At 70.1% G+C, this 26,852-nt stretch carries 27 protein-coding genes and 1 tRNA gene; 14 read left to right on the forward strand and 14 right to left on the reverse strand.

The features are described 5' to 3' along the window. Positions 1 to 197 precede the first annotated feature (197 nt). Positions 198 to 809, forward strand: coding sequence for an LOG family protein (locus ACEUEL_RS10975; RefSeq protein WP_405704759.1), 612 nt, complete (start codon positions 198 to 200; stop codon positions 807 to 809). A gap of 162 nt (positions 810 to 971) precedes the next feature. On the opposite strand, the gene ACEUEL_RS10980 is transcribed toward ACEUEL_RS10975, so the two are convergent. Next, positions 972 to 1,463 carry a GNAT family N-acetyltransferase gene (locus tag ACEUEL_RS10980; RefSeq protein ID WP_405704761.1) on the reverse strand — a complete coding sequence of 164 codons (492 nt, stop codon included), beginning with the start codon at positions 1,461 to 1,463 and terminating at the stop codon, positions 972 to 974. Next, positions 1,463 to 2,848, reverse strand: coding sequence for a cysteine--tRNA ligase (gene cysS, locus ACEUEL_RS10985; RefSeq protein WP_405704764.1), 1,386 nt, complete (start codon positions 2,846 to 2,848; stop codon positions 1,463 to 1,465). Before cysS ends, ACEUEL_RS10980 begins: the two co-directional genes overlap by 1 nt. Before the next feature lie 296 nt (positions 2,849 to 3,144). Between cysS and ACEUEL_RS10990 the strand changes: the two genes are divergently transcribed. After that, on the forward strand, positions 3,145 to 3,447 hold the full coding sequence (locus tag ACEUEL_RS10990; protein ID WP_405704767.1) for a hypothetical protein: 303 nt from the start codon (positions 3,145 to 3,147) through the stop codon (positions 3,445 to 3,447). 48 nt (positions 3,448 to 3,495) lie between these two features. On the opposite strand, the gene ACEUEL_RS10995 is transcribed toward ACEUEL_RS10990, so the two are convergent. Further along, a complete protein-coding gene (locus ACEUEL_RS10995) occupies positions 3,496 to 4,011 on the reverse strand; it encodes a CreA family protein (protein ID WP_405704769.1) in 516 nt (171 codons plus the stop codon). Between the two features lie 189 nt (positions 4,012 to 4,200). Here ACEUEL_RS10995 and ACEUEL_RS11000 point away from each other — a divergent pair, with 189 nt between their 5' ends. Both ACEUEL_RS11000 and ACEUEL_RS11005 read left to right on the forward strand, forming a co-directional pair. Continuing rightward, positions 4,201 to 5,340, forward strand: coding sequence for a DUF2865 domain-containing protein (locus ACEUEL_RS11000; protein ID WP_405704772.1), 1,140 nt, complete (start codon positions 4,201 to 4,203; stop codon positions 5,338 to 5,340). Positions 5,341 to 5,347: 7 nt separating this feature from the next. Next, complete coding sequence (locus tag ACEUEL_RS11005) at positions 5,348 to 6,448, forward strand: glycosyltransferase (RefSeq protein WP_405704774.1); 1,101 nt, start codon at positions 5,348 to 5,350, stop codon at positions 6,446 to 6,448. A 4-nt stretch (positions 6,449 to 6,452) separates the two neighbouring features. On the opposite strand, the gene ACEUEL_RS11010 is transcribed toward ACEUEL_RS11005, so the two are convergent. The 4 genes from ACEUEL_RS11010 to ACEUEL_RS11025 form a co-directional block, all read right to left on the reverse strand. Further along, positions 6,453 to 7,802, reverse strand: coding sequence for a glutamate--tRNA ligase (locus ACEUEL_RS11010; protein ID WP_405704777.1), 1,350 nt, complete (start codon positions 7,800 to 7,802; stop codon positions 6,453 to 6,455). 61 nt (positions 7,803 to 7,863) lie between these two features. After that, entirely contained in the window at positions 7,864 to 8,169 is a 306-nt protein-coding gene (locus ACEUEL_RS11015; RefSeq protein WP_405704779.1) for a hypothetical protein, read from the reverse strand. Further along, positions 8,169 to 9,842 carry an NAD+ synthase gene (locus tag ACEUEL_RS11020; RefSeq protein ID WP_405704782.1) on the reverse strand — a complete coding sequence of 558 codons (1,674 nt, stop codon included), beginning with the start codon at positions 9,840 to 9,842 and terminating at the stop codon, positions 8,169 to 8,171. Before ACEUEL_RS11020 ends, ACEUEL_RS11015 begins: the two co-directional genes overlap by 1 nt. Before the next feature lie 77 nt (positions 9,843 to 9,919). Continuing rightward, the gene (locus ACEUEL_RS11025; protein ID WP_405704785.1) at positions 9,920 to 10,273 is read right to left on the reverse strand and encodes a winged helix-turn-helix transcriptional regulator; all 354 of its coding nucleotides are present in this window, start codon (positions 10,271 to 10,273) and stop codon (positions 9,920 to 9,922) included. A 167-nt stretch (positions 10,274 to 10,440) separates the two neighbouring features. On the opposite strand from ACEUEL_RS11025, the gene ACEUEL_RS11030 reads away from it, so the two are divergent. After that, positions 10,441 to 11,445 carry a zinc-binding alcohol dehydrogenase family protein gene (locus tag ACEUEL_RS11030; RefSeq protein WP_405704787.1) on the forward strand — a complete coding sequence of 335 codons (1,005 nt, stop codon included), beginning with the start codon at positions 10,441 to 10,443 and terminating at the stop codon, positions 11,443 to 11,445. A gap of 3 nt (positions 11,446 to 11,448) precedes the next feature. On the opposite strand, the gene ACEUEL_RS11035 is transcribed toward ACEUEL_RS11030, so the two are convergent. From ACEUEL_RS11035 to ACEUEL_RS11060, 6 genes are all read right to left on the reverse strand, one after another. After that, a complete protein-coding gene (locus ACEUEL_RS11035) occupies positions 11,449 to 13,038 on the reverse strand; it encodes an FAD-dependent monooxygenase (protein WP_405704790.1) in 1,590 nt (529 codons plus the stop codon). 171 nt (positions 13,039 to 13,209) lie between these two features. Then, positions 13,210 to 14,595 (reverse strand): class II 3-deoxy-7-phosphoheptulonate synthase, encoded by a 1,386-nt coding sequence (locus tag ACEUEL_RS11040; protein ID WP_405704793.1) that lies wholly within the window; start codon positions 14,593 to 14,595, stop codon positions 13,210 to 13,212. A 96-nt stretch (positions 14,596 to 14,691) separates the two neighbouring features. Beyond that, a complete protein-coding gene (gene gor, locus ACEUEL_RS11045) occupies positions 14,692 to 16,098 on the reverse strand; it encodes a glutathione-disulfide reductase (RefSeq protein WP_405704796.1) in 1,407 nt (468 codons plus the stop codon). Positions 16,099 to 16,176: 78 nt separating this feature from the next. Continuing rightward, positions 16,177 to 16,722 carry a DUF2059 domain-containing protein gene (locus ACEUEL_RS11050; RefSeq protein WP_405704799.1) on the reverse strand — a complete coding sequence of 182 codons (546 nt, stop codon included), beginning with the start codon at positions 16,720 to 16,722 and terminating at the stop codon, positions 16,177 to 16,179. A 24-nt stretch (positions 16,723 to 16,746) separates the two neighbouring features. Next, positions 16,747 to 17,448: a ribose-5-phosphate isomerase RpiA gene (rpiA, locus tag ACEUEL_RS11055; RefSeq protein WP_405704802.1), complete on the reverse strand. Its 702-nt coding sequence runs from the start codon at positions 17,446 to 17,448 to the stop codon at positions 16,747 to 16,749. Positions 17,449 to 17,677: 229 nt separating this feature from the next. Further along, positions 17,678 to 18,130: a hypothetical protein gene (locus ACEUEL_RS11060; protein ID WP_405704804.1), complete on the reverse strand. Its 453-nt coding sequence runs from the start codon at positions 18,128 to 18,130 to the stop codon at positions 17,678 to 17,680. 157 nt (positions 18,131 to 18,287) lie between these two features. Between ACEUEL_RS11060 and gph the strand changes: the two genes are divergently transcribed. The 4 genes from gph to ACEUEL_RS11080 all read left to right on the forward strand — a co-directional run bounded on the left by gph (position 18,288) and on the right by ACEUEL_RS11080 (position 20,297). Further along, complete coding sequence (gene gph, locus ACEUEL_RS11065; RefSeq protein ID WP_405704807.1) at positions 18,288 to 18,986, forward strand: phosphoglycolate phosphatase; 699 nt, start codon at positions 18,288 to 18,290, stop codon at positions 18,984 to 18,986. A gap of 63 nt (positions 18,987 to 19,049) precedes the next feature. Further along, positions 19,050 to 19,124, forward strand: a tRNA-Val gene (locus tag ACEUEL_RS11070). Positions 19,125 to 19,246: 122 nt separating this feature from the next. Next, positions 19,247 to 19,513: a hypothetical protein gene (locus tag ACEUEL_RS11075; protein ID WP_405704809.1), complete on the forward strand. Its 267-nt coding sequence runs from the start codon at positions 19,247 to 19,249 to the stop codon at positions 19,511 to 19,513. Positions 19,514 to 19,670: 157 nt separating this feature from the next. Further along, complete coding sequence (locus tag ACEUEL_RS11080; protein ID WP_405704811.1) at positions 19,671 to 20,297, forward strand: L,D-transpeptidase; 627 nt, start codon at positions 19,671 to 19,673, stop codon at positions 20,295 to 20,297. An 89-nt stretch (positions 20,298 to 20,386) separates the two neighbouring features. Here ACEUEL_RS11080 and ACEUEL_RS11085 read toward each other — a convergent pair whose 3' ends face one another. Further along, positions 20,387 to 20,767 carry a gamma-butyrobetaine hydroxylase-like domain-containing protein gene (locus ACEUEL_RS11085; RefSeq protein ID WP_405704814.1) on the reverse strand — a complete coding sequence of 127 codons (381 nt, stop codon included), beginning with the start codon at positions 20,765 to 20,767 and terminating at the stop codon, positions 20,387 to 20,389. 157 nt (positions 20,768 to 20,924) lie between these two features. Here ACEUEL_RS11085 and moaA point away from each other — a divergent pair, with 157 nt between their 5' ends. The 5 genes from moaA (at position 20,925) to ACEUEL_RS11110 (ending at position 26,837) form a co-directional block, all read left to right on the forward strand. Continuing rightward, positions 20,925 to 21,998 carry a GTP 3',8-cyclase MoaA gene (gene moaA, locus ACEUEL_RS11090; protein ID WP_405704817.1) on the forward strand — a complete coding sequence of 358 codons (1,074 nt, stop codon included), beginning with the start codon at positions 20,925 to 20,927 and terminating at the stop codon, positions 21,996 to 21,998. 140 nt (positions 21,999 to 22,138) lie between these two features. After that, positions 22,139 to 23,338, forward strand: coding sequence for an MFS transporter (locus ACEUEL_RS11095; protein ID WP_405704819.1), 1,200 nt, complete (start codon positions 22,139 to 22,141; stop codon positions 23,336 to 23,338). Between the two features lie 91 nt (positions 23,339 to 23,429). Continuing rightward, complete coding sequence (locus ACEUEL_RS11100) at positions 23,430 to 24,356, forward strand: DMT family transporter (protein WP_405704822.1); 927 nt, start codon at positions 23,430 to 23,432, stop codon at positions 24,354 to 24,356. 95 nt (positions 24,357 to 24,451) lie between these two features. Continuing rightward, entirely contained in the window at positions 24,452 to 25,048 is a 597-nt protein-coding gene (locus ACEUEL_RS11105; protein WP_405704825.1) for a TRAP transporter small permease subunit, read from the forward strand. 172 nt (positions 25,049 to 25,220) lie between these two features. Next, positions 25,221 to 26,837 carry a TRAP transporter large permease gene (locus tag ACEUEL_RS11110; protein ID WP_405706718.1) on the forward strand — a complete coding sequence of 539 codons (1,617 nt, stop codon included), beginning with the start codon at positions 25,221 to 25,223 and terminating at the stop codon, positions 26,835 to 26,837. Positions 26,838 to 26,852 lie beyond the last annotated feature (15 nt).

Consider the following 26,852-nt stretch of genomic DNA (forward strand, 5'->3'; position numbering starts at 1 on the left):
TTGCCTCAACAGATAGGTGGCGCCACGCCGATTGCCAATCCGCCACCGCCGCATGACCGGGCGGGCGGTAGCGGAGGGCCTCGCCGCATCCGGCGTTGCCCGTGCCTCGCCGCGGATGAACCGCGCCGCCCGGTCGAGATGGGCGCCGGCGCGGGGCTCGGCTTGACGCTCCCCCGGTGCGCTGCAAAAAGGATGGCATGTCGAAGATACGAAGCATCTGCGTTTATTGCGGCGCGGCGCCCGGCGCGGAGCCGGTCTATTCCGAGGCGGCCGCCGAGCTCGGCCGCACGCTGGCGCGCGAGGGCGTGCGCCTCGTCTATGGCGGGGGCGGCGTCGGCCTGATGGGCCTCACCGCGCGCGCCTGCGCCGAGGCCGGCGGCCAGGTCACCGGCATCATCCCGGACTTCCTGATCGGCAAGGAGCAGGCGTTCGAACACTCGCACGAGCTGATCGTCACGCGCGACATGCATGAGCGCAAGCGCCTGATGTTCGAGCGGGCGGACGCCTTCGTCGCGCTGCCGGGCGGGGTCGGCACGCTGGAGGAACTGGTCGAGCAGCTCACCTGGGTGCAGCTCAACCGCCACGCCAAGCCGGTGATGGTGATCAACATCGCCGGCTTCTGGAACCCGCTGCTCGGCCTGTTCGACCACATGCAGTCGGCCGGCTTCATCAATGTGGCGCGCCCGCTCAAGCTGCTGGTCGCCGAGGAGATCCGCGCCGTGCTGCCGAGGCTGCGGGTGGCGCTCGCCGGCGTGCCCGAGAGCGAGCTGCGCGAGGCGGCCGCCGCCGAGGTGCTCGACCGGATGTGAGGGAGCGGGCGCCCGGAAAGGCGTCATCCCGACTGAAGCGCAACGCAGAGCCGGGATCGGCCGCCGGAAGTGCTGATGACGATCCCGGATACGGCCTCCGGCCGTTCCGGGATGACGGCAGTCGGGAAAAACGGGCTTTCCAAACAGTCGAGTGCCGGCGCCTCACGCCGCCAGCGTCTTCTCCAGCGTGGTGTTGCCGAGCCAGACGTCGCCCAGCGGCACAGAGTTGCGCTGCTTCGCGACGTAGCCGCGCTGCTGGAAGAAGCCGAGCGCGGTATCGCTGGCGTCCACCGTCAGGCTCTTCGCCCCGCGCGCGGCGGCGAGCTTCTCGATCGCCTCGCACAGCAGCGCGCCGACGCCTTGGCCCGCCGCCTCGGGATGCACGTAGAGCATGTCGACGACACGATTGTCGGCAAGGGCGATGAAGCCGACCGGAATGCCGCCGCGCGTCGCCACCAGCGCCAGTTCGCCGGCAAGGCGGGCGGCCAGCGCCTCCTCGTCGGCAGCGGCCTCGGCCCAGGCCTCCTGCTGCTCCTCGTCGTAATCCTCGCCGGTCAATTCCAGGATCGCCGCCTCGACGATGGCGGCGAGAACGGGCGTGTCGCCCGGCAGGGCCGGACGGAGCGCGGCGGCCGGCGCGGGGGCGGGCGCCATCACGCCGGCTCCCAGCTCGTGGTGCCGTCCTTGTTGTCCTTGAGCGCGACGCCGAGGGCGAGCAGTTCGTCGCGGATGCGGTCGGAGGTCGCCCAGTCGCGGGCGCGGCGCGCCTCGATGCGCTCGGCGATGCGGGCCTCGATCTCGTCGGCGGGCAGGGCGAGCGTCGGCCGCCGCTCCGCCTGCCAGACGCGGAAGCGCTCCGGCGCGAGGCCGAGGAAGGCCAGCGTGCCGGCGAGCGCCTTCTTGCCGGCGTGATCGCGCAGCGCGTGCATCTCCGCCACCATCTTCGGCGTGTTCAGATCGTCGCAGAGCGCTTCCAGCACGCCCGGCGCCGGGCGCGGCAGCGCCTCGAGGGCGGCCGCCTCGAACCACTGCTCCAGCGTCTTCGCGCTTTCCTCAAGCCCCTTCAGCGTCCAGTCGATCGGCTGGCGGTAATGGGTCTTGAGCATGTTGAGGCGCAGCACCTCGCCCGGCCAGTCGGCCAGAAGCTCGCGGATGGTGACGAAGTTGCCGAGCGACTTCGACATCTTCTCGCCTTCCACCTGCAGGAAGCCGTTGTGCATCCACACCGTGGCCATGATGCCGGAATGGAAGGCGCAGCGGGTCTGGGCGAGTTCGTTCTCGTGGTGCGGGAAGACGAGGTCGATGCCGCCGCCATGGATGTCGAAGGCCTCGCCGAGCAGCTTCCAGCTCATCGCCGAGCACTCGATGTGCCAGCCCGGCCGGCCGAGCGGGGCGATGCCCGCGGGCGAGGGCCAGCCCGGCTCGCCCTCCTTCGAGGGCTTCCACAGCACGAAGTCCATCGGATCGCGCTTGTAGGGCGCGACGTCGACGCGGGCGCCGGCGATCATCTCGTCGAGCGGGCGGCGGGAGAGCTCGCCATAGTCGGGCATCGAGGGCACCGAGAACAGCACATGGCCCTCCGCCACATAGGCGTGGCCGGAGGCGACCAGCTTCTCGATGAGCTCGCGCATGCCGGCGATGTGCTGGGTCGCGCGCGGCTCGTGGTCGGGGCGCAGCGTGCCGAGCGCCTCGACATCCTCGTGGAACTGCGCCTCGGTCCGGGCGGTGACCTTCGCGATCGCCTCGTTGAGCGGCAGGCCGGGATGCTCGGCGGCGGCCCGCGCGTTGATCTTGTCGTCGACGTCGGTGATGTTGCGCACATAGGTGACGCGGCCGGCGCCGTAGAGATGGCGCAGCAGCCGGTTCAGCAGGTCGAACACGATGACCGGGCGCGCATTGCCGATATGGGCGAAGTCGTAGACGGTCGGCCCGCACACATACATGCGCACATTGGCGGCATCGAGCGGGGCGAACGCCTCCTTCGCGCGCGTCAGCGTGTTGTAGAGCCTGAGTTCGGGTAGACCAGCCTCGCCGGGCATGCCGCGTTCCTTGCGCCTTGTGCTTGTGACCTTTCGGCGGGGCGTCTGTCGGCCGTTTGCGCCGCCTCGTCAAGCCCGAGGCGCGTCCGCGGGCATCGGCTGCGGCGCGCGGGCCACAGCCCGGGCAAATCCGAAAAGGGACGGCGAACGCGATTGACCCTGCGCCGGGCGCGAAGCTACTCAGGCGGCATCCGGAAGCTGAACGCGCGCTGCGCCGGTCGTTCACTTTCTATTCAATTCTCGTGCGCCATAGTCACGCCACAAACGCCGAACCACCCCAGCCAAGCCATAGAGCCATGTTGCTGCGTCGCGCCCTTCTCGTCGCCACCCTTTCGCTCGCCCCCAGCCTCGCTTTCGCCGCCGGTGAGACGAAGGTGTTCCTGGTGGACAATTCCGACGGCTACGGCATCGACGCCTGCCTCGCGGCGGGGGCGAGCTGCGGCGCGGCCATGGCCGGCGCGTGGTGCCGGACCCACGACTTCGCCCGCGCGACGGGCTTCGGCAAAGTCGTTGTCACCCCCACCCTCGTCGCGTCGATCGGCACGGTCGCCTATGAGGCGAGCGAGGACGCCAAGGTCGCCATCACCTGCGAGCGCTGAACGGTCGCGTGCCGGCGGCACGGGGCGCCGGAGCGCCCCGCCCTTCCCTCATTTCAGGAAATCGGCGCAGCGCGGCGCGTCCCCGGACGCCCCCCACGGCATGATCGGCACGCTGGTGGTCGAGTTCTTCGGGCTGCCCTCGATCAACCGGTCCGAATAGACCAGATAAACCAGCACATTGCGCTTGGCGTCGCAGCCACGCACGATCTGCATCTTCTTGAAGATCAGCGAGCGGCTCTCGCGATAGACGATATCGCCCTGCTCGAACTTCTCCTTGAAGCGAATCGGTCCGACCTGCCGGCAGGCGATCGAGATGTCGGATACCTCCTCGGCGACGCCCAGCATGCCCTTCACGCCGCCGCGCTCCGGCGTGGTGTAGTGGCACGCCACGCCCTCCACCACCGGATCGTCGATGCCGTAGACGGCGAGCTTGTCGTCCGGGGTGAGAAACTTCCACACGGTCGACTTCTTGAAGATCAGGTCGGGATCCTCCGCCGCACGGGCCGGCGCGCCGGCGAACAGGGCGAGGGCGAGGAACGCCGCAAGCGGCGAAAGGACTTTCATCGAGGAGGCTCCGATGCGATACCGGCGCTCATATGGGGCCTGCGCCGGCACGACGAAAGACGCGACGGCGAGAAGGTCGTTGACCGCAGGGCAGGTTCAAACTTTGGTCACCATTGACGGGCTCATTGCGGCGGCTGACGTCGCGGTGTGCCGGGCGTGGCTGATTCCGCCGACGAGACGAAACGCATCATGACGCATTGCCGCCTCCGGGCCGTACCTTCCGCACGCCGTCCCGATCGCCCCGGGAGGCGTGCGACGCTCGGCCTGCTGGCGGCGGCGATGCTGCTCGGCGCGCTCCAGCCCGCCGCAGCGCAGGGCTTCCCGCCGCAGGATCCCGGCAGCGACCGCTCCGCCGCCTGCATCCGGCTCGAGGGCCAGCTGGCGCAGCTCGGGCGCGGCGGCGGGCGCGACAATTCGGCGGCGCTCGCCAAGCAGCGCTCCGACCTCGATTTCCTGACCGGACAGGCGCGGCAGATGGGCTGCGACAAGCGCGGCTTCCTGATCTTCCAGCCGCAGCTGCCCCCGCAATGCGACGCGCTGAACCGCCAGATCACCCAGGCCCGCACCGCGCTCGACCGCGCCACCATGGCCGCGCGCGACCAGCAGGGCGGCGTCGACGAACAGCGCCGGCAGCTGGTCTACGCCCTCGCCCAGAACGATTGCGGCCCGCAGTATCGGGCGGCATTGGGCAATGCCAGCGCCAATGCCCAGCCGCGCCAGCCGCGCAATTTCTTCGAGCAGCTGTTCGGCGTGCCGCGCGGGGGCGGCGAGGACGAGACCGGCCCGATCGACGTCGAGCCGATGGAGATGCCGAAGGTCTCGACCTATCGCACCGTGTGCGTGCGCACCTGCGACGGCTTCTTCTTCCCGATCTCCTTTGCGGCGACCCCGGCCCGCTTCAGCACCGACGAGGTGCTGTGCCAGCGCCAGTGCCCGGGAACCGAGGCGCGGCTGTTCGCCTATCGCAACCCGGGCGAGGATATCCGGCAGGCGGTGGGCACCAACGGCCAGCCCTACACCTCTCTGCCCAACGCCCTGCTGTTCCAGAAGCAGTTCGTGCCGACCTGCTCCTGCCGCCCGGCGGGGATGAGCTGGGGCGAGGCGCTGGCCGGCGTCGAAGGCACCGATCCGACCCTGCGCCAGGGCGATATCGTCGTCACCGAGGACAAGGCCCGCGAAATGGCGCAGCCGCGCGCACCGGGCAGCCCGGGCGCCTCCCGGGCCGCGACCAGCGCCGCGCCGAAGCCCGCCGCTGCCCGGCCCGCCGCCGCCGCCCCGGCGCAGGCGCCGCGCGCGGGCCAGTTCCTGCCGCCGGCGCCGGTGCAGTAAGCCCGCCATGGCGCCGGCTGCGCGGACCATCTTCGTCTCGGACGTGGTCCTCGATTTTCCCCATCTCGGCGGCGTGCCGGAATTCGCCCAGCGCCTGCTGGACGGGCTCGCCCCGATCTATGGCGACCGGCTGGTGCCGCTTCGGCAAGCCGCCGCGGAGCTGCCGGGCCGGAACAAGGCCTTCGCGCACCCCAATTATTTCGTCCGGGAGGCCGCCATGGCCGGCGCCGTTGCCAAGGCGCGGCCGGGCGGCGTCTTCCTGTTCCCCAATTTCAGTGCGCCGGTCGGCCCCGCCGCGGGCGCCCATGGCGTGCTGAACGTCGTGCACGACCTGCAATACAAGTTCCTGCGCCAGAACTTCAGCCTGCCCGGCACCGTGGAAGGGCTCGACCGTGAATTCGCCCGCACGGCCGCGGCGTCGGATGCGGTGCTCTTCGTCAGCGAGACCACGCGGGCGCATTTCACCCGTTTCTTCGGACCGCCGCGCCGCGGGGCGGTGATCCATGCGCCCATCCTCGTGTCGGCACCGGCGGATGCGCCCGTTCCGGCGGACGAACCGCCCTTCCTGCTCTCCAGCAGCCACATGTCGGACGACCATTCCCACAAGAACGCGCCGGGTGTGCTGCGCCTGTTCGAGGGGCTCGCGCCCCGGATCGAGGGCCTGCGGCTGCAGCTGACCGGGCGTGGCGGACCCGCGCTCGACGCCCATCTCGCCCGGCTGGCGCCGGAGCTGCGCGCGCGCATCGTGCCGCTCGGCTTCGTCTCCCGCGGCGCGCTCGACGCGCTGTACCGCCGCGCGCTGGCCTTCGTCTCGCTGTCCTATTTCGAGGGCTTCAACCTGTCGGCCGGCGAGGCGGCGACGCATCGGACGCCGCTGATCCTCTCGCACCTGCCGGTGCACCGCGAATTGTTCGGCCATGGCAGCGGTGCGCGCAGCGCCTGCTTCCTCGACCCCCGCACCCCCTCCGCGGAAGTTGCGGCCGACTGGCTCGCCGCGTTTCCCCATGCTGAGCGGGCCGCGCCCTGGCCGCTTGCGGACACCTGCCGGCCGGAGGCGGTCGCCGCACGCGTCGCCGCCGAGATCGACCGCGTCGCCGCGCGGCCCTGAGACGTCAGGCGCGGTGGCCGCGCAGACGCGCCGACGCCCGGTCGCGCCCCATCCGCGGTAGCAGCGCCTTCAGTTCCGGGCCGCTCTCCTTCCCGGTGAGGGCAAGGCGCAGCGGGTGGAACAGCGCCCGCCCCTTGCGGCCCGAGGCGGGCTTCAGCGCATTCAGCCACGTGGCGTAGACCTCGCCCTCCCACGGTTCCGCCGGCAGAAGCTCGGCCGCGATGGTGAGGAAGGCGGTATCCTCCGGCGCAGTGACCGGCTCGATCGGTCCCTCGACCACGCGCCACCAGCGGGCGGCGTCGGCCAGCCGCCCGAGATTGCCGCGCACGGCCAGCCAGAACGGTTCCCCGCCGCCCACGCCGAGCGCGGCGAGTCGGGCGGCGACGGCGGCATAGGGAAGCTGGTGCACCGTCGCCGCGGTCAGCGCGTCGAGGTCGTCGGGATCGAAGCGCGCCGGCGCCCGCGAGATCTTGCCGAGATCGATGCGGGTGGCGAGGTCGTCGAGGCCCGCCACCGGCTCCACCGGCAGCGAGGTGCCGGTGAGCACGGCGAGGCTCGCCACCGCCAGCGCCTCCTGCCCCGCCTCGCGCAACGCCCGCAGCGAGAGATGGCCGAGCCGCTTCGACAGCCCCTCCCCGCTCGGCAGCGTCAGCAGGTTGTGATGGCCGAAGGCCGGCGGCGCGGCGCCGAGCGCCTCGAAGATCTCGATCTGGACGCCGGTATTGGTGACGTGGTCCTCGCCGCGCACGACGTCGGTCACCCCCATCTCGATGTCGTCGACGACGGAGGTCAGCGTGTAGAGGTAGGAGCCGTCCGCCCGCACCAGCACCGGATCGGACAGTGTCGCGGTGTCGACCACCTGCTCGCCGCGTACGCGGTCGCCCCAGGCGAGCCGCCGCCCGTCGAGCCGGAAGCGCCAGTGCGGCTGGCGGCCTTCATCCTCGAGGCGGGCGCGGTCGGCGTCGGTGAGGGCGAGCGCGGCGCGATCATAGAGCGGCGGCAGGCCGCGCCGGCGGCGGCTGGCGCGCTTGCCCTCCAGTTCCTCCTCGGTCTCGAAAGCCGGGTAGAGGCGGCCCGATGCCTTCAACTGCTCCACCGCCGCGTCGTAGCGCGCGAGGCGTTCGGACTGCCATTCGACCCGATCCGGGCGCAGCCCCAGCCAGTCGAGATCCTCCGCGATGGCGGCGGCGAATTCGGCGGTGGAGCGGGCGCGGTCGGTGTCGTCATAGCGCAGGATGAAGGTGCCACCCTCGCGGCGCGCGAGCAGCGCGTTGTAGAGCGCGGTGCGGGCATTGCCGACATGCAGCAGGCCGGTCGGCGACGGGGCGAAGCGGAGGATGGGCGGGTGTTTCATGAGGGAGCCTTATCGGCCACGGGCGGGGTTGCGGCAAGCGAGCAGCCGGACTCCACCGGCCTCAGGCCGCGACCGGGCAAACCGATTGGCGCAGGTAAAGCGCGCCGGCGACGAGCGCCAGCAGGCCCATGCTCATCGCCATCCCGCGGACGGCGGCACGCCGGCGCGGCTCGTTGGCCTCGCCGAAGGCACCCGGGCGCTTGAACCACAGGCCCATGTCGAACATCTTGCGATCGTGGCCGAGATCGCGCCGGAGCGCCGTCGCCTGCCAGGACGCGCGGGTCGCCATCGCGAAGGCCGCGAACAGCAGCAGCCAGGGGGCGCCGCCGGCGAGAAGACAGGCAACGCCAGAACCATCTCCGCTCATCACGACTCCTCCCGGAAGCCGTTGGTGATGGGATAGCGGCGGTCGCGGCCGAAATTGCGGGCGGTGACCTTCACCCCCGGCGCCGCCTGCCGGCGCTTGTATTCGGCGATGTTCAGCAGGCGCGCGACGCGGGTGACGGTGGCCGGCTCGAAGCCCTCGGCGACGATCTCCGCGACCGGCGTCTCCCGCTCGACCAGACGCTCGAGGATGGCGTCCAGCACCTCGTAGGGCGGCAGGCTGTCCTGGTCCTTCTGGTTCTCGCGCAGCTCGGCAGTCGGCGGCTTCACGATGACGTTCTCGGGAATCACCCTCCCGTCCGGGCCCAGCGCGTCCGCCGGCTTCCAGCGGTTGCGCAGGTGGCAGAGCCGGAACACCTGGGTCTTGTAGAGGTCCTTCAGCGGGTTGTAGCCGCCGTTCATGTCGCCGTAGAGCGTCGCGTAGCCGGTCGACATCTCCGACTTGTTGCCGGTGGTCACCACCATGGCGCCGAACTTGTTGGAGATCGACATGAGGATGGTGCCGCGGGCGCGGGACTGGAGGTTCTCCTCCGTCACATCGCGCGGCAGGCCGTCGAACAGCGGCTTCAGCGCCGCCTCCAGCCCCTCCACCGCCTCGGCGATCGGCACGATGTCGTAGCGGCAGCCGAGCGCCTGCGCGACGCCCGCCGCGTCGGACAGCGATTCGGTCGAGGTGAAGCGGTAGGGCAGCATCACGCAATGCACCTTGCCGGGGCCGAGCGCGTCCACCGCCATCGCCGCCACCAGCGCCGAATCGACGCCGCCCGACAGGCCGAGCACCACGCCGGGAAAGCGGTTCTTGCCGACATAATCGCGCAAGCCGGTGACGCAGGCGGCGTAATCGGCCTCGTCGCCCTCGACCAGCGGCGCGCGCGCGCCCTCCTCGCAGCGCCAGCCATCGGCCCAGCGCTCCCAGCGGGTGATGCGGATGCGCTCCTGGAAGTTCGGCAGCTGGACCGCCAGCGAGCGGTCGGCGTTCAGCACGAAGGAGGCGCCGTCGAAGACCAGTTCGTCCTGCCCGCCGACCTGGTTGACATAGGCGAGCGGCAGGCCTGTCTCGACCACGCGGGCGACGGCGATGTTGGCGCGCTCGTCATAGACCGAGCGGCGATAGGGCGAGCCGTTCGGCACCAGCAGCAGCTCGGCGCCCGTCTCGGCGAGGCATTCGACCACGTCCTGCGTCCAGATATCCTCGCAGACCGGCACGCCGAGGCGCACGCCGCGGAACGGGATCGGGCCGGGCATGGGGCCGATGGCGAAGATGCGCTTCTCGTCGAAGGTGCCGTAATTGGGCAGGTCAACCTTGTAGCGGGCGGTCGCGACGCGGCCCTCCTCCAGCAGCAGCACGGCGTTGTAGAGCTTGTCGGCCTCGACCCATGGCGAGCCGATCAGCACCGCCGGGCCGCCATCGGCGGTCTCGGCCGCCAGCGCCTCGACCGCTTGCCGGCAGGCGCGCTGGAAGGCGGGCTTCAGCACCAGATCCTCGGGCGGATAGCCGGCGATGAACAGCTCGGTGAAGACGATGAGATCGGCGCCCTGCTCCGCCGCATGGGCGCGGGCGGCGCGGGCCTTCGCGGCGTTTCCGGCGATATCGCCGACCACCGGGTTCAGTTGCGCGAGGGCGATGAGGAGCTGGTCGGCGGGAGCGCTGGACATGGGCGTGATTTAGCGAGGGCGCGGCCGTGCCGCAATCACGGACGCACGCCCGCACGCGGCCGGCGAACGCATGGCGCTCATTCCGCCGCCGCGAGGGCGAGCGCCCCGGTGCGCCGGCGTCCCCAGGCCGCCATCGCCAGCACCGCGGGACGCAGTGCCTCGCCCTCGGCGGTGAGCACGTATCCGACCTGCGGCGGCACGGTGGGGTAGACGCGGCGGGCGATCACCCCGTCCGCCTCCAGCTCCCGCAGCGCCTTGGCGAGGATGCGCGGCGTGACGTTGGACATGTGGCGGCGCAATTCGCTGAAGCGCAGCTCGCCGTCGAGCAGGTGGAAAAGCGTCGCGCCCTTCCACTTGGCCCCGATGATCTCGAGCGTCGCTTCCACCGGGCAGCCGACGCTGCACTCATAGCTCTCGTGACGCTTCGCCATGCCTTGCGCCTCCGCCTGCCACCGCCGCGCACAAGATAGGTGGCCGGCGCGGCGGGTGGAAGACGGTTTCATTTACGATAGCTGCCGACCGAATTGTGCCGTCTTGCGGAATTCGCCCGCCGGCCGACATTGGCACCATGTGATCCATCGGTGAGGAGACCCCCGTCATGAAGGCCGTCGGCTATAGCGATTCCCTGCCCATCGGCGAGGCGCGTTCACTGTTCGATTTCGAGGCGCCGAAGCCCGTGCCGGGCCCGCGCGACCTGCTGGTCAAGGTCGAGGCGATCTCGGTCAACCCGGTCGACACCAAGGTGCGCCGGCGCCGGCAGGGAACGGCCGAGGCGCCGGTCATCCTCGGCTGGGACGCCGCCGGCACGGTGGAGGCCGTCGGCAGCGAGGTGAGCCTGTTCAACCCGGGCGATGCCGTCTTCTACGCCGGCAGCCTGACGCGGGCGGGCACCAATGCGGAATACCATCTCGTCGACGAGCGCATCGTCGGCGCCAAGCCCGCCTCGCTCGGCTCCGCAGAGGCGGCGGCGCTGCCGCTGACCGCCATCACCGCGTGGGAGGGCCTGTTCGACCGGCTCGCCGTGGGCAAGGGCGAGGGTCGCAGCCTGCTGATCGTCGGCGCGGCGGGCGGGGTCGGCTCGCTCGTCGTCCAGTTCGCCCGCCAGCTCACCGGCCTCACCGTCATCGGCACCGCCTCGCGCCCCGAGAGCCGGGACTGGGCGAGCGCGCTCGGTGCGCATGTCGTCATCGACCACCGCAATCCGCTGAGCGAGGAACTGGCGAAGGCGGGCATCGGCGAGGTCGACTACGTCTACAGCCTCACCGCCACCGACACGCACTGGGGCGAGATCGTCAAGGCGGTGAAGCCGCAGGGGCGGATCGCGCTGATCGACGACCCCGCCAGCCTTGACGTCATGCCGCTCAAGCCCAAGAGCGCCTCGCTGCACTGGGAGTTCATGTTCACCCGCTCGATGTTCACCACGCCCGACATGAGCGCGCAGCACGACCTGCTGAACGAAGTGGCGAAGCTGGTCGACGCCGGCACGCTGCGCACCACGCTGGGCGCCCATTACGGGACGATCAACGCGGCCAACCTCAAGCGCGCGCATGCGACGCTGGAAAGCGGCCGCGCCATCGGCAAGATCGTGCTGGAGGGCTGGTAGCGCTCAGATGAGGCCGAGCGTGCCGGCGAGCCAGGCGAGGACGGCGTCCGGATCGAACCGCTTCTGCCGCAGCCCGACATAGTTGTCGGGCCGCACCAGAAAGGCGCCGCCGTCGAGCGGCCCGAGCGCGGCGGCCGACATGCCGGCCGCGTCGTAGAGCAGCTCGACGCCGGGCGGCTCCTCCATCGCCGCCTCGCCGCCGACCAGGGCGACCACGCGGACGAGGCCGGGCCAGCGCGCGCCGAGCCGGGCGGCGGCAGCTTCCGCCATCGCGGGATCGCCGCCCGCCAGCAGCAGCACCGGCGCGGTGCCGCGCAGCACCTCGTGCAGGCGCAGCGGGAAGCCGATGCCGAAGCGGCGCAGCCCCTGCGCGTCGGGCATGCGGTCGCCGGCCCGCACGCCGTCCCCCTCGGCCCCGGCGGCGAGCGGGCCGCCGCGGTAGCCGACGAGGATCTGCGTGTCGGCGAGCCGGTCCTGCGCGACCCGCTTGCCGAAATTCACGCTCGCCTCGACGGTACGGTTGATCACCTCGAGCGCAACCGGCTGGCGCTCGGCCTCGTAGCTGTCGAGCAGCGCCGGCGCCGCCTGCCCCTTCACCACCAGCGCCAGCTTCCAGGCGAGGTTGTAGGCGTCCTGTATGCCGGTGTTCATGCCCTGCCCGCCGGTGGGCGGGTGGACGTGCGCCGCGTCGCCGGCGATGAAGGCGTTGCCGACCCGGTAGCGCGCGGCGAGCCGCATGCTGATGCGGAAGATCGAGGTCCAGCGCGGATCGGACAGGCGGACCGGCGGCGACAGCAGCCGGTCGGCGACCTCCTGCAGATCGGCCAGTGTCGCGTCGGGCCGGTCGGACTGGATGCCGTGGTCGGTGCCACTGCCCGCGGGGGCGGCGAGCCGCTCGGGCGCGCGCATCGAGACGCGGTAGCGGCCGCGTTCCGGCAGGGGGATGGCGACGAAGATGTCCGGCGGCGCGTCCTCGGCCGGCACCACGGCGAAGCGGGCGAGCCCGCGCGCGAGCGGCTCGGCGCCCCAGTCGATGGCGACATCGCCGAGCATGAAGTCGAACGGCCAGGTCTCGCCCTCGAACGCGATGCCGGAGAGCCGCCGCACCGCGCTGTGGGCGCCGTCGCAGCCGACGACGTAGCGGAACCGTGTCGGCCCGCCGCCGCCCGAGCCTTCGAGCGTCACCCGGGCGCCGCCGGCGTCCTGGTCGAGGCCGGTGAGCGTCACGCCGCGCTCGACCGTAATGCCCAGCGCGGCGAGGCGTCCGGCCAGCACGCGCTCGGTCTCGGGTTGTGGCACGCCGAGCTGGGAGAACGGCAGGTCGGCGAGATCCGGCGCGCGGTCGACGGGCGGCTTACCGGGAACCGAGCTGCGCACCCCGGTGAGGAACAGCCCGGCGTCGATCATCTCGCGCGCCAGACCCATGTCGTCATAGACTTCCAGCGTGCGCGGGGTGACACCGATGGCGCGGCAGAACGGCAGCGGCTCGGTCCGCCGATCGATGATGCGCGGCCGCACGCCGTGCCGCGCCAGTTCGCAGGCCAGCGCGAGCCCGACCGGGCCGGCGCCGACGATCAGGATTTCCGCGCTCATTCATCCCTCCCGCTGGTGCCGTCCATTCGTAGCGGGCGGCGCGGCGAAAGGCGATGCCGAGCGGGGCGATCCGGCGGACCCTGCGATGGGACGCCGACGACGGGTGCCCGAAATGCAGAACGGGGCCGCCAGAGGCCGCCCCGTGCGCTCAATCCGTATGCGCTGGCGCGCTCACTCGGCGGCTTCGGTCACCGGGCGGGCGCGGCCGGCGCGCTCCTGCTTCAGCAGCTCGGCGACGAGGAAGGCCATCTCGATGGCCTGCTCGGCGTTGAGGCGCGGGTCGCAATAGGTGTGGTAGCGGTCCTTCAGGTCCGCGTCCGAGATGGCGCGGGCGCCGCCGGTGCACTCGGTGACGTTCTTGCCGGTCATCTCCAGATGCACGCCGCCGGCATAGGTGCCCTCGGCCGCGTGGACGGCGAAGAAGTCCTTCACCTCCTTGAGGATCTGGTCGAACGGCCGGGTCTTGTAGCCCGAACCGGCCTTGATGGTGTTGCCGTGCATGGGATCGCACGACCACACCACCGAACGCCCCTCGCGCTGCACCGTCCGCACCAGCGCCGGCAGATGATCGCCGACCTTGTCGGCGCCGAAGCGGCCGATCAGGGTCAGGCGGCCGGGCTCGTTGTCCGGGTTCAGCAGGTCGATCAGACGCAGCAGGTCGTCCGGCCGGCTGGAGGGGCCGCACTTCAGGCCGAGCGGGTTCTTCACGCCGCGGCAATACTCGATATGGGCGTGGTCCGCCTGACGGGTGCGGTCGCCGATCCAGATCATGTGGCCGGAGGTGGCGTACCAGTCGCCGGAGGTCGAATCGACGCGGGTCAGCGCCTGCTCGTAGCCGAGCAGCAGCGCCTCGTGCGAGGTGAAGAACTCGGTAACCCGCATCTCCGGGTGGTTTTCCGGATCGATGCCGATGGCGCGCATGAAGTCGAGCGCCTCGGTGATACGGTCGGCCAGCGCCTGGTAGCGGCCGGACTGGGGTGAGTCCTTGATGAAGCCCAGCATCCAGGTGTGCGCGTTGCCGAGGCTCGCGTAACCGCCGTTCGCGAAGGCGCGCAAGAGGTTCAGCGTCGCCGCGGACTGGCGATAGGCCTCGAGCTGCCGGCGCGGATCGGGGATGCGCGCGGCCGGCGTGAACTCGATGTCGTTGACGATGTCGCCGCGATAGGACGGCAGCTCGACATCGCCGACCTTCTCCATCGGCGCCGAGCGCGGCTTGGCGAACTGGCCGGCGATGCGCCCGACCTTCACCACCGGCGAGGCGCCGGCATAGGTCAGCACCACCGCCATCTGCAGGAAGACGCGGAAGAAATCGCGGATGTTGTCGGCCGTGTGCTCGGCGAAGCTCTCGGCGCAGTCGCCGCCCTGCAGCAGGAAGGCCTCGCCGTTCGCCACCTTCGCAAGCTGCTTCTTCAGGCGCCGCGCCTCGCCGGCGAAGACGAGCGGGGGAAACGAGGCGAGCTGCCGCTCCACCGAGGCGAGCGCCTCCGCGTCGGGATAATCGGGCACCTGCTGTACGGGCTTGGCCCTCCAGCTTTCGGGTGTCCAGCGCTCAGCCATTGCTGCCTCCTGCACGTGCCGTGCCGCCGACCTTCCGGCGGAAAGGGGCGCCTTATACACCCAAGGGCGCAACCTGCGCCAGAGCGGCAGCCCTCATCAGATCGCGGGGGTGGCCTGCGCCGACTCCTCTGGCAGGTCGCTCGATTCATGTTTGGTGCGCATCGTCACCAGCTCCTCCGCGGCGCTCGGATGCAGCGCGACGGTGCGGTCGAACATGTCCTTGGTGGCGCCGGCGGTCATGGCGACGCCGGCGAGCTGGATCATCTCGCCCGCCCCCTCGCCGACGATATGGACCCCGAGCACGCGGTCGCTCGCCTGGTCGACCACCATCTTCATGAAGATGCGCGTCTGCCGGCCGGACATCGTCGCCTTGAGCGGGCGGAAGCTGGTCTTGTAGATGTCGAGCCGGTGGCCCTTGGCCCGCGCCGCCGCCTCGGTCAGCCCCACCACGCCGACTTCCGGCTCGGTGAACACGGCGGTCGGGATGAGGTCGTATTCGACATGGGCGGCGCGCTTGCCGAACACACGGTCGGCGAAGGCGTGCCCCTCGCGGATCGCCACCGGGGTGAGGCTCACGCGGTCGGTGACGTCGCCCACGGCGTAGATGGAGGGCACGCAGGAGCGGGATTCGCCGTCCACCACCACCGCGCCATTGGCGCGCAGCGCGACGCCCGCGGCCTCGAGCCCCAGCCCGGCGGTGTTGGGCGAACGGCCGATCGCCAGCATCACCTGGTCGACCACGAGCTGGCGACCGTCCGAGAGGTGGACGCAGCGCGCCTCGCCCTCCGTCTCGATCGCGCTGATCGTGGTCCCCAGCGCCAGGTTCACGCCCGCCATCACCAGCTCGGCGGCGAGATGGTCGCGTATGTCCTCGTCGAAACCGCGCAGCAGCTTCTCGCCGCGATGAACGAGGGTCACCTGTGCGCCGAGGCCTGCAAAGATGGCGGCGAACTCGACCGCGATGTAGCCGCCGCCCTGCACGACGATGCGCGCCGGCAGTTGGTCGAGATGGAACGCCTCGTTGGAGCTGATGGCGAGGTGGCGGCCGGGAATGTCCGCCCCCATCACGGGATGCGCGCCGGTGGCGACGAGGATGGTGCCCGCGGTGACGCGGGATCCGTCCGTCAAGCGCACGGTGTGGGGATCCTCGACCACGGCGCGGGAGCGGACCACCTCGACCCCGGCATTGGCCAGCGTCCGGCCATAGGCCGCCTCCAGCCGGTCCAGCTCGCGATCCTTGTTGGCGATCAGGGTCGGCCAGTCGAAACGGGCGCCCTCGACGGTCCAGCCATAGCCGGCGGCGTCCTGGAACTCATGGGCGAAGCGCGAGGCGTAGACCAGCAGCTTCTTCGGCACGCAGCCGCGGATCACGCAGGTGCCGCCGAGCCGGTACTCCTCGGCGAGCCGCACCCGGGCGCCGTAACCGGCGGCGATCCGCGCCGCGCGCACGCCGCCCGAACCGCCCCCGATGACGAAGAGATCGACGCTGCTGTCGGCGGTCATGGCGCGGTTTCCCTGATTCAGGCCCGTTCCATGTCGGCGCTCGCGCCGGTCGCGTCAAGCGGCCTCGACGGAGGCGGCTCAGATGGTGAAGCCGCGCTTCTTCATCTCCTGCCTCACCCGATCCTCCATCTCGCGGGCGAGGCCGCGGCCCCATTGCTGGACGCCGCGCAGGCCCTGATCGACCATCGCCTGGCGCTGCTCGACCATCTTGCGGCCCGTCTGGGTGCGGTAGAAGGCCAGCATCTCCTTGAGCTCGGTCTCGGTGAAGTTGACCGCGTAGGTGCGCGCGAGGATGTCGACGATCTCGCCCTTGCGCTTCTCGAACTCCGGTACGAGGCCCACCGCCACTTCGCGCAGATCGCGGATGAGATCGGGATTGGCCTGCACGAAGCTGTTGGCGGCCTGTTCGAGGATGTTCGGCACGATGTTGTCGAAGCTGCGCGCCTCGCCATTGGCATCGACCACGTCCTTGGCGAGCTGCAGCTTGGCGGGCGGCACTTCCTGTGCGGCCGGCGCCGCGGCGGGCTGCTGTGCCTGCGCGGGAGCGCCGGCGAGCAGGAAGCCGGCGGCAGCGCTGGCCAGCAGCAGCCGGGCGAGGGACGGGCGAACGAATGAAACGGTCATGAAAACAACTCCCTCGACAATGGATCAGCGGCGCGCCAGCACGGTAACGCCGCCCTCGCCCGCCAGGAACACCCGGCCGGCGAGACCGATGAACAGGCCGTGCTCCACCACCCCGGGCACCGCCGCGAGATGGGCGGCCAGCGCGACGGGATCGCGGATCACGCCATAGGCGGCGTCGAGGATGACGTGTCCCTGATCCGTGACGAAAACATGACCGTCCGGCGTGCGCCGCAGCGTGAGCAGGCCCTGGCACCCGGCGGCGCGGGCGGCGCGCTCGATGCCGCGCCGGATGGCCGCGACGCCGAAATCGACCACCTCGATCGGCAGCGGGAAGGCGCCCAGCGTCGCGACCTTCTTGGTCGCATCGGCGATCACGATCATCTCGGCGGCGGCCGAGGCGACGATCTTCTCGCGCAGCAGGGCGCCGCCGCCGCCCTTGATCAGGGCGAGGTCCGGGCCGATCTCGTCGGCACCGTCGATGCACAGATCGAGCACCGGCGCCTCGTCGAGCGTGGCGAGCGGGATGCCGAGGCTTTCCGCCTGGCGGCGCGTCGCCTCGGAGGTCGGCACGCCGACCACTTCCAGCCCCTGCGCGACCCGCTCGCCGAGCAGCTCGACGAAATGGCGGGCGGTGGAGCCGGTGCCGAGGCCGAGCTTCATGCCCGACCGCACCAGTTCGAGCGCGCCGGCGGCCGCCTCGCGCTTCAGTTTCTCGGCGTCAGCCATGAACAGTTTCTCTGGTCCGATGCGCCGTCGCGCGCGGCGCCGGCGGCATTGCTGTTGTTGGGCACCGGCGGCCGAGCGTCCGGCCCGGCCGGATCCTCGTCGCCGATCGGCCGTCGCCGTGCCGATCCGCACCGGCTCTAGCGCCGATCGGTGGGCGGGTAAAGCATCCGGCATCGCCGCGGCGCGCGGCACGGCGGCGCGCCTTCGGCCGTTTCAGCCGCGTTGCGCGCTAGCCGGCAGGCGGCGTGCACACCACGGTCGGCTCGACGCCCCCGCCCACCTTCGGCATGTTGCGCACGTAGCAGATGCTCATCTCGCCGGTGTCGCGGTTCACCCGGAACACGCCGGTCTCGCCGGAAAATCCGGTCGTCACCAGTTCGTAGGCCCCCGCCTTCTGGGGGCCGGCGCCGTCGCCGCGGGTGAAACATTTCGTCACGCCGATGGGATTGCCCTCGGGGCGTTCGAACTGGCAGGCCGCCACTTCCCCGGTCGCGCTGTTCACCGAATAGACCCGGTTGGCCTGCGCCGAGGGCGGCGGGGCGAAGGAATAGGCGGGCGTACGCGCCGGCGCCGGTGCGTCCTGCGCCAGGGCCGGCGCGCCGGCACCGAGGGTGCCGGCGGCCAGCGCCAGGATGAAGGGGGCAAGGCTGAAGCGGGCAAGGCCTCGGCGAACGCACGTCATCGTCAGAACTCCCTCGAAAAACCGCCTCACGACGCAGCGTCGCCCACGTGTGGCCTTCGGACGCGGACGCTGGACAGCAAAAGCGGCAGGATTGTAGGCAAGACGGCAGCCCATCGCGATATTCGCGCGGCACGATCTTCCAGCCGGAGCCGATGCCATGCCCGCCACCGACCCGATCGACCCGCCCCTGCCCGCCGTCATCGCCTTCGATCTCGACGGCACGCTGGTGGACACCGCCCCCGATCTGCTCGACACGCTCGATGTCGTGCTGGAAGCGCAGGGCGTCGCGCGGCTGCCGCGGGAGGACACCCGCAAGATGATCGGCGCCGGCGCGCGCGCCCTGGTCGAGCGCGGCGTCGCCGCCGCCGGCCTGCCGATCGATCCGGCGCAGATCGACCGCATGTTCGCGCAGTTCCTCGATCACTACACGGCGCATATCGCCGACGCCTCGCGGCCGTTCCCGGGCCTCGTCGAGGCGCTCGACGCGCTGGAGGCGCGCGGCCACGTGCTGGCGGTGTGCACCAACAAGCTCGAGTTCCTCTCCGTGCGCCTGCTCGAGCAACTCGGCCTCGCCCACCGCTTCAGGGTGATCGCCGGCGCCGACACCTTCGCCGTCCACAAGCCGGATGCCGGCCACCTCATCGGCACGGTGGAGCGGGCGGGCGGGCATATCCGGCGGACCATCATGGTCGGCGACAGCGCCACCGACGTCGCCGTCGCCCGCAATGCCGGCGTGCCGGTGATCGTGGTGCCGTTCGGCTATACCGAGACGCCGCCGCACGAGCTCGGCGGCGACGAACTGGTCGATCATTTCGACGCTCTGCCGGCCGCGGTCGAGCGGCTGCTCGCACGCTGATCGCGCGGGGCGCTTGACACCGCTCGGTGCGAGCCGATACATCCAGCCGCCTCGATGGTCGGCGGGCGATTAGCTCAGCGGGAGAGCACTCCCTTCACACGGGAGGGGTCGCAGGTTCAATCCCTGCATCGCCCACCATCGACCCTTCCATAAAGACAGGGCTTCCCCTTCAGGCATGCCGTCGCGTCGGGTCTCACCGGCCGCAACTGGCATGGCACGTGCGTGCGGAAAGCAGCGTTCAGGCTTACCGGGGATGGGGAATGGCCGTCTATCTCGTCACGTTCGAACTGGGCCGGGAGATTCATCACGCCGGCCTCACCGCCGAGATCAAGAAGACCTCCTGGACGCAGTTGACCGCCACGACCTACGCCGTCGACACGACGGAACTGGCGGAAGAGCTCTTCAGCCGCCTGCGGCTGCACACCGACAACCGCGACAGCCTCTATGTCATCGCGCTGAAGATGCCCTATGGCGGCACCGGCGACCGCGATGTCGGCTACTGGCTGGAGGAGCATCTGCGCTGGTGAGCGTCGCGCCGGGGAGCCGTTACACCTGACGTAACGCGATCGTCATCCGGGCCCGCCTCGTTCATGGCGCCTTCGTGGCGTAATGTGACCGATAAGGCGGCATTCGCGCGGCGAAAAATTCATCGGTTATTCAGCCGGCCGGGGCGATGATCGCGTCATGCGTTCGACCATGGGGCTGATGATGCGTTCCACTTCCCTTGCTTCCCTGCTGATCGCCGGCCTGATGGGGCTCGGCGCTTTTGCAGGCACGAGTGCGCCGGCCGAGGCGCGCGATTCGACCTTCTTCCTGTTCGGGCGGCCGTATAATTTCGGCAACGGCCCGCGCACCGGCTATTCCGGCTCGGCGATTCCGCGCCAGACCGTGGCCTTCGAGGGCAAGTACCGGCCGGGCACCATCGTCATCCGCACCGGCGAGCGCCGGCTCTATCTCGTGCAGGGCGACGGCACGGCGCTGAAATACGGCATCGGCGTCGGGCGCGACGGTTTCCGCTGGAACGGCGTGAAGACCATATCCCGCAAGGCCGAGTGGCCGGGGTGGACGCCGCCGCCGCAGATGCTGAAGCGCCGGCCCGACCTGCCGCGCTACATGCCCGGCGGCATCGACAACCCGCTCGGCGCGCGCGCGATGTATCTCGGCTCCTCGCTCTACCGCATCCACGGCTCCAACGAGCCGGAGACGATCGGCCAGGCGGTCTCCTCGGGCTGCTTCCGCATGACCAACGAGGACGTGACCGACCTCTACAACCGCGTCAACGTCGGCGCGACGGTCTATGTGATGAACTGACGCGGCGGGAGGCGGGCGCCTCCCCTGTCGACACGACAAACGAAGGGTCGGCTTTGCCGGTCCTTCCGCGTTTGGAGGGATCGCGCCGGTCAGTGCCGGCGCGCGGCGCCGGCCAGGTCGCGCGAAAGGTTGCGGGCGGCGAGCTCCTGCAGATAGGCGGTCCAGCGCCGGTCCTGCTCCTCGCCCAGCGTGCGGAACACGTCCCACGTGTAGATGCCCGTCGAATGGGTATCGTCGAAGACGAGCCGCACCGCGTAATTGCCGACCGGAATCACCTCGTCGATGCGCACCTCGCGCTTGCCGGCGACGAGTTGCCGGTCGGCCGGCGAATGGCCCTGCACCTCGGCCGACGGGCTCTCCACGCGCAGATATTCCGCCGGCAGGGTGAAGCTCGCCCCGTCCTCGAAGGCGATGATCAGGGCGCGGCGATCCTTCTGGAGGCGGATCTCGGTCGGCCAGGCGTCGGTCACGGGTCTTCTCCGCAGCTGTCTGCTCCCCACATAAAGACGTGATCGCGCGGCGCAAGCGCATCCTTGAGCGAAATGTATGATCGGCCGATACGAAACGGCGTATTGGCAGCCCGGCGGCCGGTCCCTATGACTGTATGACAATGGGCCGGCATGCAGAATGGCCCGCGGGAGCGAGATCATCGTGCGGAACGGCGACGACATCCTCTTCGATCGCATCCAGTCGGACACCGGCCGTCCGCCCCTGGTGGACACCTTCGGGCGTGCGGTGACCTATCTGCGCGTCTCCGTGACCGACCGCTGCGATTTCCGCTGCGTCTACTGCATGGCCGAGCACATGACGTTCCTGCCCAAGCCGGAACTTCTGACGCTCGAGGAACTCGACCGGCTGTGCTCCGCCTTCGTCGCGCGCGGCGTGAAGAAGCTGCGGCTGACCGGCGGGGAGCCGCTGGTGCGGCGCGACGTGATGACCCTGTTCCGCTCGCTCGGCCGCCATCTCGAGACCGGCGCGCTGGAAGAGCTCACCCTCACCACCAACGGCTCGCAGCTCGCCCGTTTCGCCGGCGACCTCGCGGCCTGCGGCGTCAAGCGCATCAACGTCTCGCTCGATACGCTCGATGCCGACCGCTTCCGGGCGCTGACCCGCTGGGGCGACCTCTCCAAGGTGCTCGCGGGCATCGATGCCGCCCAGAAGGCGGGGCTGCACGTCAAGCTGAACGCCGTGGCGCTCGCCGGCGAGAACGAGCACGAAATCCCTTCGCTGATCGAATGGGCGCACGGGCGCGGCATGGACGTCTCGCTGATCGAGGTCATGCCGCTCGGCGAGACCGGGGCGGAGCGCGCCGACCAGTACCTGCCGCTGTCGACCGTGCGCGCCCGCCTCGCCGAACGCTGGACGCTGGAGGACATCGCGTTCCGCACCGGCGGCCCGGCGCGCTATGTCGCGATCAAGGAGACCGGCGGGCGGCTCGGCCTGATCACGCCGCTGACGCATAATTTCTGCGAGGGCTGCAACCGCGTGCGCGTCACCTGCACGGGCACCCTCTATATGTGCCTCGGCCAGGAGGATGCGGCCGACCTGCGGGCGCCCCTGCGCGCCTCCGAGAGCGACGAGCGGCTGCACGCGGCGCTCGACGACGCCATCTTCCGCAAGCCCAAGGGTCACGATTTCGTGATCGACCGTCCGGGTCAGGCCCCCGCCGTGCGCCGGCACATGAGCGTCACCGGCGGCTGACGATCGCCGCCGCCGAACCGCTCCCGGCCACCGCGTGCCGGGCGCATGCCAGCCCTGCCGCCGCACGCCTTGCTGCACCGCAGCAACGGCCTTATACGAGCAGGCTGAGATCGCCCGTCAAAGCCTGAGGTACGTCCCCCATGCAGCTTCCGCTCCTGGCGCTCGCGATGGCGTCCTTCGGCATCGGGACGACCGAATTCGTCATCATGGGCCTTCTGCCGGAGGTCGCGGCCGATCTCCACGTCTCGATCCCGGCGGCCGGCCTGCTCATCACCGGCTATGCGATGGGCGTCGTCATCGGCGCGCCGATCGTCGCGGTGATCACCAACAGCCTGCCGCGCAAGGCGACGCTGATCGGGCTCTCCAGCATGTTCGTGCTGGGCAATTTCCTCTGCGCCATCGCGCCGGACTACTGGTCGCTGATGGCGGCGCGGGTGGTCACCGCCTTCTGCCACGGCGCCTTCTTCGGCATCGGCGCGGTCGTCGCCTCCAATCTGGTGCCGCCGAACCAGCGGGCCAGCGCCATCGCCATGATGTTCGCCGGGCTGACCATCGCCAATGTGCTGGGCGTGCCGCTCGGCACCGGCTTCGGCCAGATGTTCGGCTGGCGCGCGACCTTCTGGGCCGTGGTGGCGATCGGCATCGTGGCGGTGGCCGCCATCGCGCTCTGGGTGCCGTCCAACATCCCGCACACGCACAGCCGAATCCTGCGCGAATTCGGCGTGCTCAAGCGGCCGCAGGTGCTGCTGGCGATGGCGATGAGCGTGCTCGCCTCGGCGAGCCTGTTCACCGTGTTCACCTACATCGCCCCGCTGCTGCGCGAGGTCACCGGCCTCGAGCCGCGCACCGTCACCGTCGTGCTGCTGCTGTTCGGGGTGGGCATCACCATCGGCAACATCCTCGGCGGTCGCCTCGCCGACTGGAAGCTGATGCCCTCGCTGATGGGCATCTTCGTCGGGCTGGCGCTGGTGCTGGTCGGCTTCGTCTTCGCCCTGCCGTTCGAGGCGCTGGCCATCGCCACGATCTTCGTCTGGGGCATCCTGGTGTTCGCGGTGGTGGCGCCGATCCAGATGCGGGTGGTGGACAGCGCCATCGGCGCCCCGAACCTCGCCTCGACCCTCAACCAGGGCGCGTTCAACCTCGGCAACGCCGCGGGTGCCTGGATCGGCGGCGCGGCGCTCACCGCCGGCCTGCATTATGACGACCTGCCCTGGGTCGGCGCCGCGCTGGCGCTCGCGGCGCTGGCGGTCTGCGCGGCGTCCGCCGCGCTCGACCGGCGACCGGCGGTGGCGGCCGATATCGGCGCCGGCGAACCGGCCTGCGCGGGCGAGAAATGCTGACGGCGCATAGCCGATCAACGAAATAGACACATTTGGGTTCTAACGGTCTGGCGTAGAAGGACCTCCTGTCCGTTCCAGTGCGTGCCGTTCCATGCCCAGTTCCAGTGCCAACCTGCGCGGCATCGTCATGATGGTCGCCGCCAGTGGCTGTTTCGCCGTCAACGACGCCTGCTCGAAGTTCCTCCTGCCCCACATGCCGCTGTCCGAACTGCTGGCGCTGCGCGGCGTCGTGGCGGGCGGCCTGCTGCTCGCCCTGATCGCCCTGCGCGGCGAGATCGGCGGCATCCGCTTCGCCCTGCAGCGCAATGTCATGGGACGGGCCGGCATCGAGACGGTCAGCGCGCTGCTGTACGTCTCCGCCCTCGCCTACATCACGCTGGCCGACGCCTCGGCCATCCAGCAGGCGGCGCCGATGTTCACCACCGCCATCGCCGTGACGGTGTTCGGCACGCGGGTGGGCTGGCAGCGCTGGCTGGCGGTGGCCGCGGGTTTCGCCGGCGTGCTGCTGGTCATCAAGCCGGGCGCCGGCAGCTTCCAGCCCGTCGCGCTGGTGATGCTCGGCTGTGCGCTGCTGGTCGCCATCCGCGATTTCGTCACCGGGAGCATTCCCGTCCGTGTGCCGACGCTGGTGGTGACGCTGGTGACGGCGGGCGTGAGCGCGCTGGCCGGCTTCGCGCTGGCCGGCGCCCAGGAATGGCGCGCGCTGGAAGGCACGACCATGCTGCTGCTGGGGCTCTCGGGCCTCGCGCTGGTGATCGGCCACATGTCGGCGATCGCCGCCTTCCGCGGCACGGCGCCCGACGTGGTCTCGCCGTTCCGCTATTCCAACGTGCTGTTCGCGGTGGTTCTGGGCCTCGCGCTGTTCGGCCAGATGCTGGACGGGCTGTCGCTCGTCGGCGTGGCGCTGGTCATCGGTGCCGGCCTCTATTCGCTGCACCAGGAATGGGCGCACCGGCCCGCGGGCTCGCGCGATTCCGCTGTCCACAACCTTCCCGCGCTGGCGAAAAGCAAGGTTTGACCCCCCCCGACCATCGTCTATCTTGCTTGCTTCCATCAAACAAACCGATGGAAGCATAACGACAAGAACGATGGGCCGGCCGGGGGAGGACACGCGTGAATCTGCTGTTGGGTTTCAGCCGGGGCGTCGACGCGGTGAACACGCGAATCGGCCGCTGGATCGCCTGGGCGATCCTGCTCGCGGTCCTGATCTCCGCGGGCAACGCCATCGTGCGCAAGCTGTTCGACATGAGTTCGAACTCGTGGCTCGAGGCGCAGTGGTACCTGTTCGCCCTCGTGTTCCTGATGTGTTCGCCCTGGACGCTGCTGTCCAACGAGCATATCCGCATCGACATCATCAACAGCCTGCTGCCGAAGAAGGTCCGTGACGGGATCGACATCTTCGGGCACATCTTCTTCCTGCTGCCGTTCGTGATCGTGATGCTGGTCACCTCCTGGCCCTTCTTCCTCACCTCCTATTTCCAGAACGAGCAGTCGATGAACGCCGGCGGCCTGCCGCAATGGCCGGCCAAGTTCCTCGTGCCGCTCGGCTTCTTCTTCCTCCTGCTGCAGGGTCTGTCCGAGCTCATCAAGCGCGTGGCGATCTTCACGGGCCGCATCGAGGACCCCAACGCCGGAGCGGGCGGGCACCATGCCGCGGCCGAGGCGGAGGTCGAGCGGCTGCTCGCCGATACCGGCCTGCCGAAGACCTGATCCGCCATCGCCTCGCTGCGTAACCGACGGACCCATGCACATGTCCTCCAAGCCGCACTCGCTCCTGCGTGCCATCGGCCTCCTCGCCTGCCTCGTCAGCCTGATGCTGCTGACCCGGCCGGATCTCGCCTACGCGGCCGACGGCACCTTCCGCGGCTGGTTTACCCACAACATGGCGCCGATCATGTTCGCCGCGCTGGTGGTGTTCCTGCTGCTCGGCTATCCGGTCGCCTTCGCACTGGCGGCGAACGGGCTGATGTTCGGCCTGATCGGCATCGAGCTCGGCCAGTTCCAGCCGAACTTCCTGCAGGCGCTGCCCGAGCGCGTCTACGGCACGATGAACAACGACGTGCTGCTCGCCATTCCGTTCTTCACCTTCATGGGGCTGGTGCTGGAGCGATCGGGCATGGCCGAGGACTTGCTCGACACGATCGGGCAGGTATTCGGGCCGGTGCGCGGCGGCCTCGCCTATGCGGTGATCTTCGTCGGCGCGCTGCTGGCGGCGACGACCGGCGTGGTGGCGGCCTCGGTCATCTCGATGGGCCTCATCTCGCTGCCGATCATGCTGCGCTACGGCTATGACCGACGCCTCGCCACCGGCGTCATCGCCGCCTCCGGCACGCTGGCGCAGATCATCCCGCCCTCGCTGGTGCTGATCGTCATGGCCGACCAGCTCGGCCGCTCGGTCGGCGACATGTACGAGGGCGCCTTCATCCCCGGCCTCGTGCTGTCCGGCCTCTACGCCTTCTATGTCTTCCTCGTCTCGATGATCTTCCCCAAGGCCGCGCCCGGCCTGCCGCTCGAGGCGCGCGTCCTGCGTGAGCCGGACGGGAGTTCGGGCCTTCCCTCGCTCGGCGTCGTCGTCGTCCTGTCCGGGCTGGTCGGCTATTTCGTGATGCGCGAGAGCGGCCTGAAGGCGGGTGCCGACTTCGTCATCCTGGCCATGTCCGTGGGCGTGGTCACCTCCTTCGTCATCGCCGTGCTCAACCGGCTGCTGCGCCTGAAGCTGCTGTCGCGGCTGGCCGAGCAGGCGGTGTTCGTGATGGTGCCGCCGCTGGCGCTGATCTTCCTCGTGCTCGGCACCATCTTCATCGGCGTCGCGACGCCCACCGAGGGCGGCGCGATGGGCGCGGTCGGGGCGATCGTGCTCGCGCTGATGAAGAAGCGCCTGACCGTCGACCTGCTGCGCCAGGCGGTCGAATCGACCGCCAAGCTCTCCTCCTTCGTGCTGTTCATCCTGCTCGGCGCCCGCGTCTTCTCGCTCACCTTCTACGGCGTCGACGGCCACAAATGGGTCGAGGAACTGCTGGTCGGCCTGCCCGGCGGCCAGACCGGCTTCCTCATCGTCGTCAACATCCTCGTCTTCCTGCTGGCCTTCTTCCTCGACTTCTTCGAGCTCGCCTTCATCGTCGTGCCGCTGCTCGGACCGGCGGCGGAGCGGCTCGGCATCGATCTGATCTGGTTCGGCGTCATCCTCGCCGTGAACATGCAGACCAGCTTCATGCACCCGCCCTTCGGATTCTCGCTGTTCTTCCTGCGATCCGTGGCGCCGAAGTCGCCCTATGTCGACAAGATCACCAAGAAGACCATGGACCCGGTGACCACCGGGCAGATCTACAAGGGCGCGATACCCTTCGTGGTGATCCAGTGCATCATGATCGCGCTGGTGATCCTGTTCCCGTCCATGGTCATGCACTACAAGGGCGCAGCGTCGACCGTGGATCCGAATTCGATCCAGATCGACATTCCCGGCATGGACATGCCGGACCTCGGCCCGCCCAAGTTCTGAGGACACCGACGCTTG

The organism is Ancylobacter terrae, from assembly GCF_045108345.1.
In the GTDB taxonomy this organism is placed as follows: Bacteria; Pseudomonadota; Alphaproteobacteria; order Rhizobiales; family Xanthobacteraceae; genus Ancylobacter.

Bases quoted from the DNA above. Each gene is read 5' to 3' on its own strand.
- ACEUEL_RS10975 (WP_405704759.1), top strand. From the start codon at position 198: ATGTCGAAGATACGAAGCATCTGCGTTTATTGCGGCGCGGCGCCCGGC.
- ACEUEL_RS10980 (WP_405704761.1), bottom strand. From the start codon at position 1,463: ATGGCGCCCGCCCCCGCGCCGGCCGCCGCGCTCCGTCCGGCCCTGCCG.
- cysS (WP_405704764.1), bottom strand. From the start codon at position 2,848: ATGCCCGGCGAGGCTGGTCTACCCGAACTCAGGCTCTACAACACGCTG.
- ACEUEL_RS10990 (WP_405704767.1), top strand. From the start codon at position 3,145: ATGTTGCTGCGTCGCGCCCTTCTCGTCGCCACCCTTTCGCTCGCCCCC.
- ACEUEL_RS10995 (WP_405704769.1), bottom strand. From the start codon at position 4,011: ATGAAAGTCCTTTCGCCGCTTGCGGCGTTCCTCGCCCTCGCCCTGTTC.
- ACEUEL_RS11000 (WP_405704772.1), top strand. From the start codon at position 4,201: ATGACGCATTGCCGCCTCCGGGCCGTACCTTCCGCACGCCGTCCCGAT.
- ACEUEL_RS11005 (WP_405704774.1), top strand. From the start codon at position 5,348: ATGGCGCCGGCTGCGCGGACCATCTTCGTCTCGGACGTGGTCCTCGAT.
- ACEUEL_RS11010 (WP_405704777.1), bottom strand. From the start codon at position 7,802: ATGAAACACCCGCCCATCCTCCGCTTCGCCCCGTCGCCGACCGGCCTG.
- ACEUEL_RS11015 (WP_405704779.1), bottom strand. From the start codon at position 8,169: ATGAGCGGAGATGGTTCTGGCGTTGCCTGTCTTCTCGCCGGCGGCGCC.
- ACEUEL_RS11020 (WP_405704782.1), bottom strand. From the start codon at position 9,842: ATGTCCAGCGCTCCCGCCGACCAGCTCCTCATCGCCCTCGCGCAACTG.
- ACEUEL_RS11025 (WP_405704785.1), bottom strand. From the start codon at position 10,273: ATGGCGAAGCGTCACGAGAGCTATGAGTGCAGCGTCGGCTGCCCGGTG.
- ACEUEL_RS11030 (WP_405704787.1), top strand. From the start codon at position 10,441: ATGAAGGCCGTCGGCTATAGCGATTCCCTGCCCATCGGCGAGGCGCGT.
- ACEUEL_RS11035 (WP_405704790.1), bottom strand. From the start codon at position 13,038: ATGAGCGCGGAAATCCTGATCGTCGGCGCCGGCCCGGTCGGGCTCGCG.
- ACEUEL_RS11040 (WP_405704793.1), bottom strand. From the start codon at position 14,595: ATGGCTGAGCGCTGGACACCCGAAAGCTGGAGGGCCAAGCCCGTACAG.
- gor (WP_405704796.1), bottom strand. From the start codon at position 16,098: ATGACCGCCGACAGCAGCGTCGATCTCTTCGTCATCGGGGGCGGTTCG.
- ACEUEL_RS11050 (WP_405704799.1), bottom strand. From the start codon at position 16,722: ATGACCGTTTCATTCGTTCGCCCGTCCCTCGCCCGGCTGCTGCTGGCC.
- rpiA (WP_405704802.1), bottom strand. From the start codon at position 17,448: ATGGCTGACGCCGAGAAACTGAAGCGCGAGGCGGCCGCCGGCGCGCTC.
- ACEUEL_RS11060 (WP_405704804.1), bottom strand. From the start codon at position 18,130: ATGACGTGCGTTCGCCGAGGCCTTGCCCGCTTCAGCCTTGCCCCCTTC.
- gph (WP_405704807.1), top strand. From the start codon at position 18,288: ATGCCCGCCACCGACCCGATCGACCCGCCCCTGCCCGCCGTCATCGCC.
- ACEUEL_RS11075 (WP_405704809.1), top strand. From the start codon at position 19,247: ATGGCCGTCTATCTCGTCACGTTCGAACTGGGCCGGGAGATTCATCAC.
- ACEUEL_RS11080 (WP_405704811.1), top strand. From the start codon at position 19,671: ATGCGTTCGACCATGGGGCTGATGATGCGTTCCACTTCCCTTGCTTCC.
- moaA (WP_405704817.1), top strand. From the start codon at position 20,925: ATGGCCCGCGGGAGCGAGATCATCGTGCGGAACGGCGACGACATCCTC.
- ACEUEL_RS11095 (WP_405704819.1), top strand. From the start codon at position 22,139: ATGCAGCTTCCGCTCCTGGCGCTCGCGATGGCGTCCTTCGGCATCGGG.
- ACEUEL_RS11100 (WP_405704822.1), top strand. From the start codon at position 23,430: ATGCCCAGTTCCAGTGCCAACCTGCGCGGCATCGTCATGATGGTCGCC.
- ACEUEL_RS11110 (WP_405706718.1), top strand. From the start codon at position 25,221: ATGGCGCCGATCATGTTCGCCGCGCTGGTGGTGTTCCTGCTGCTCGGC.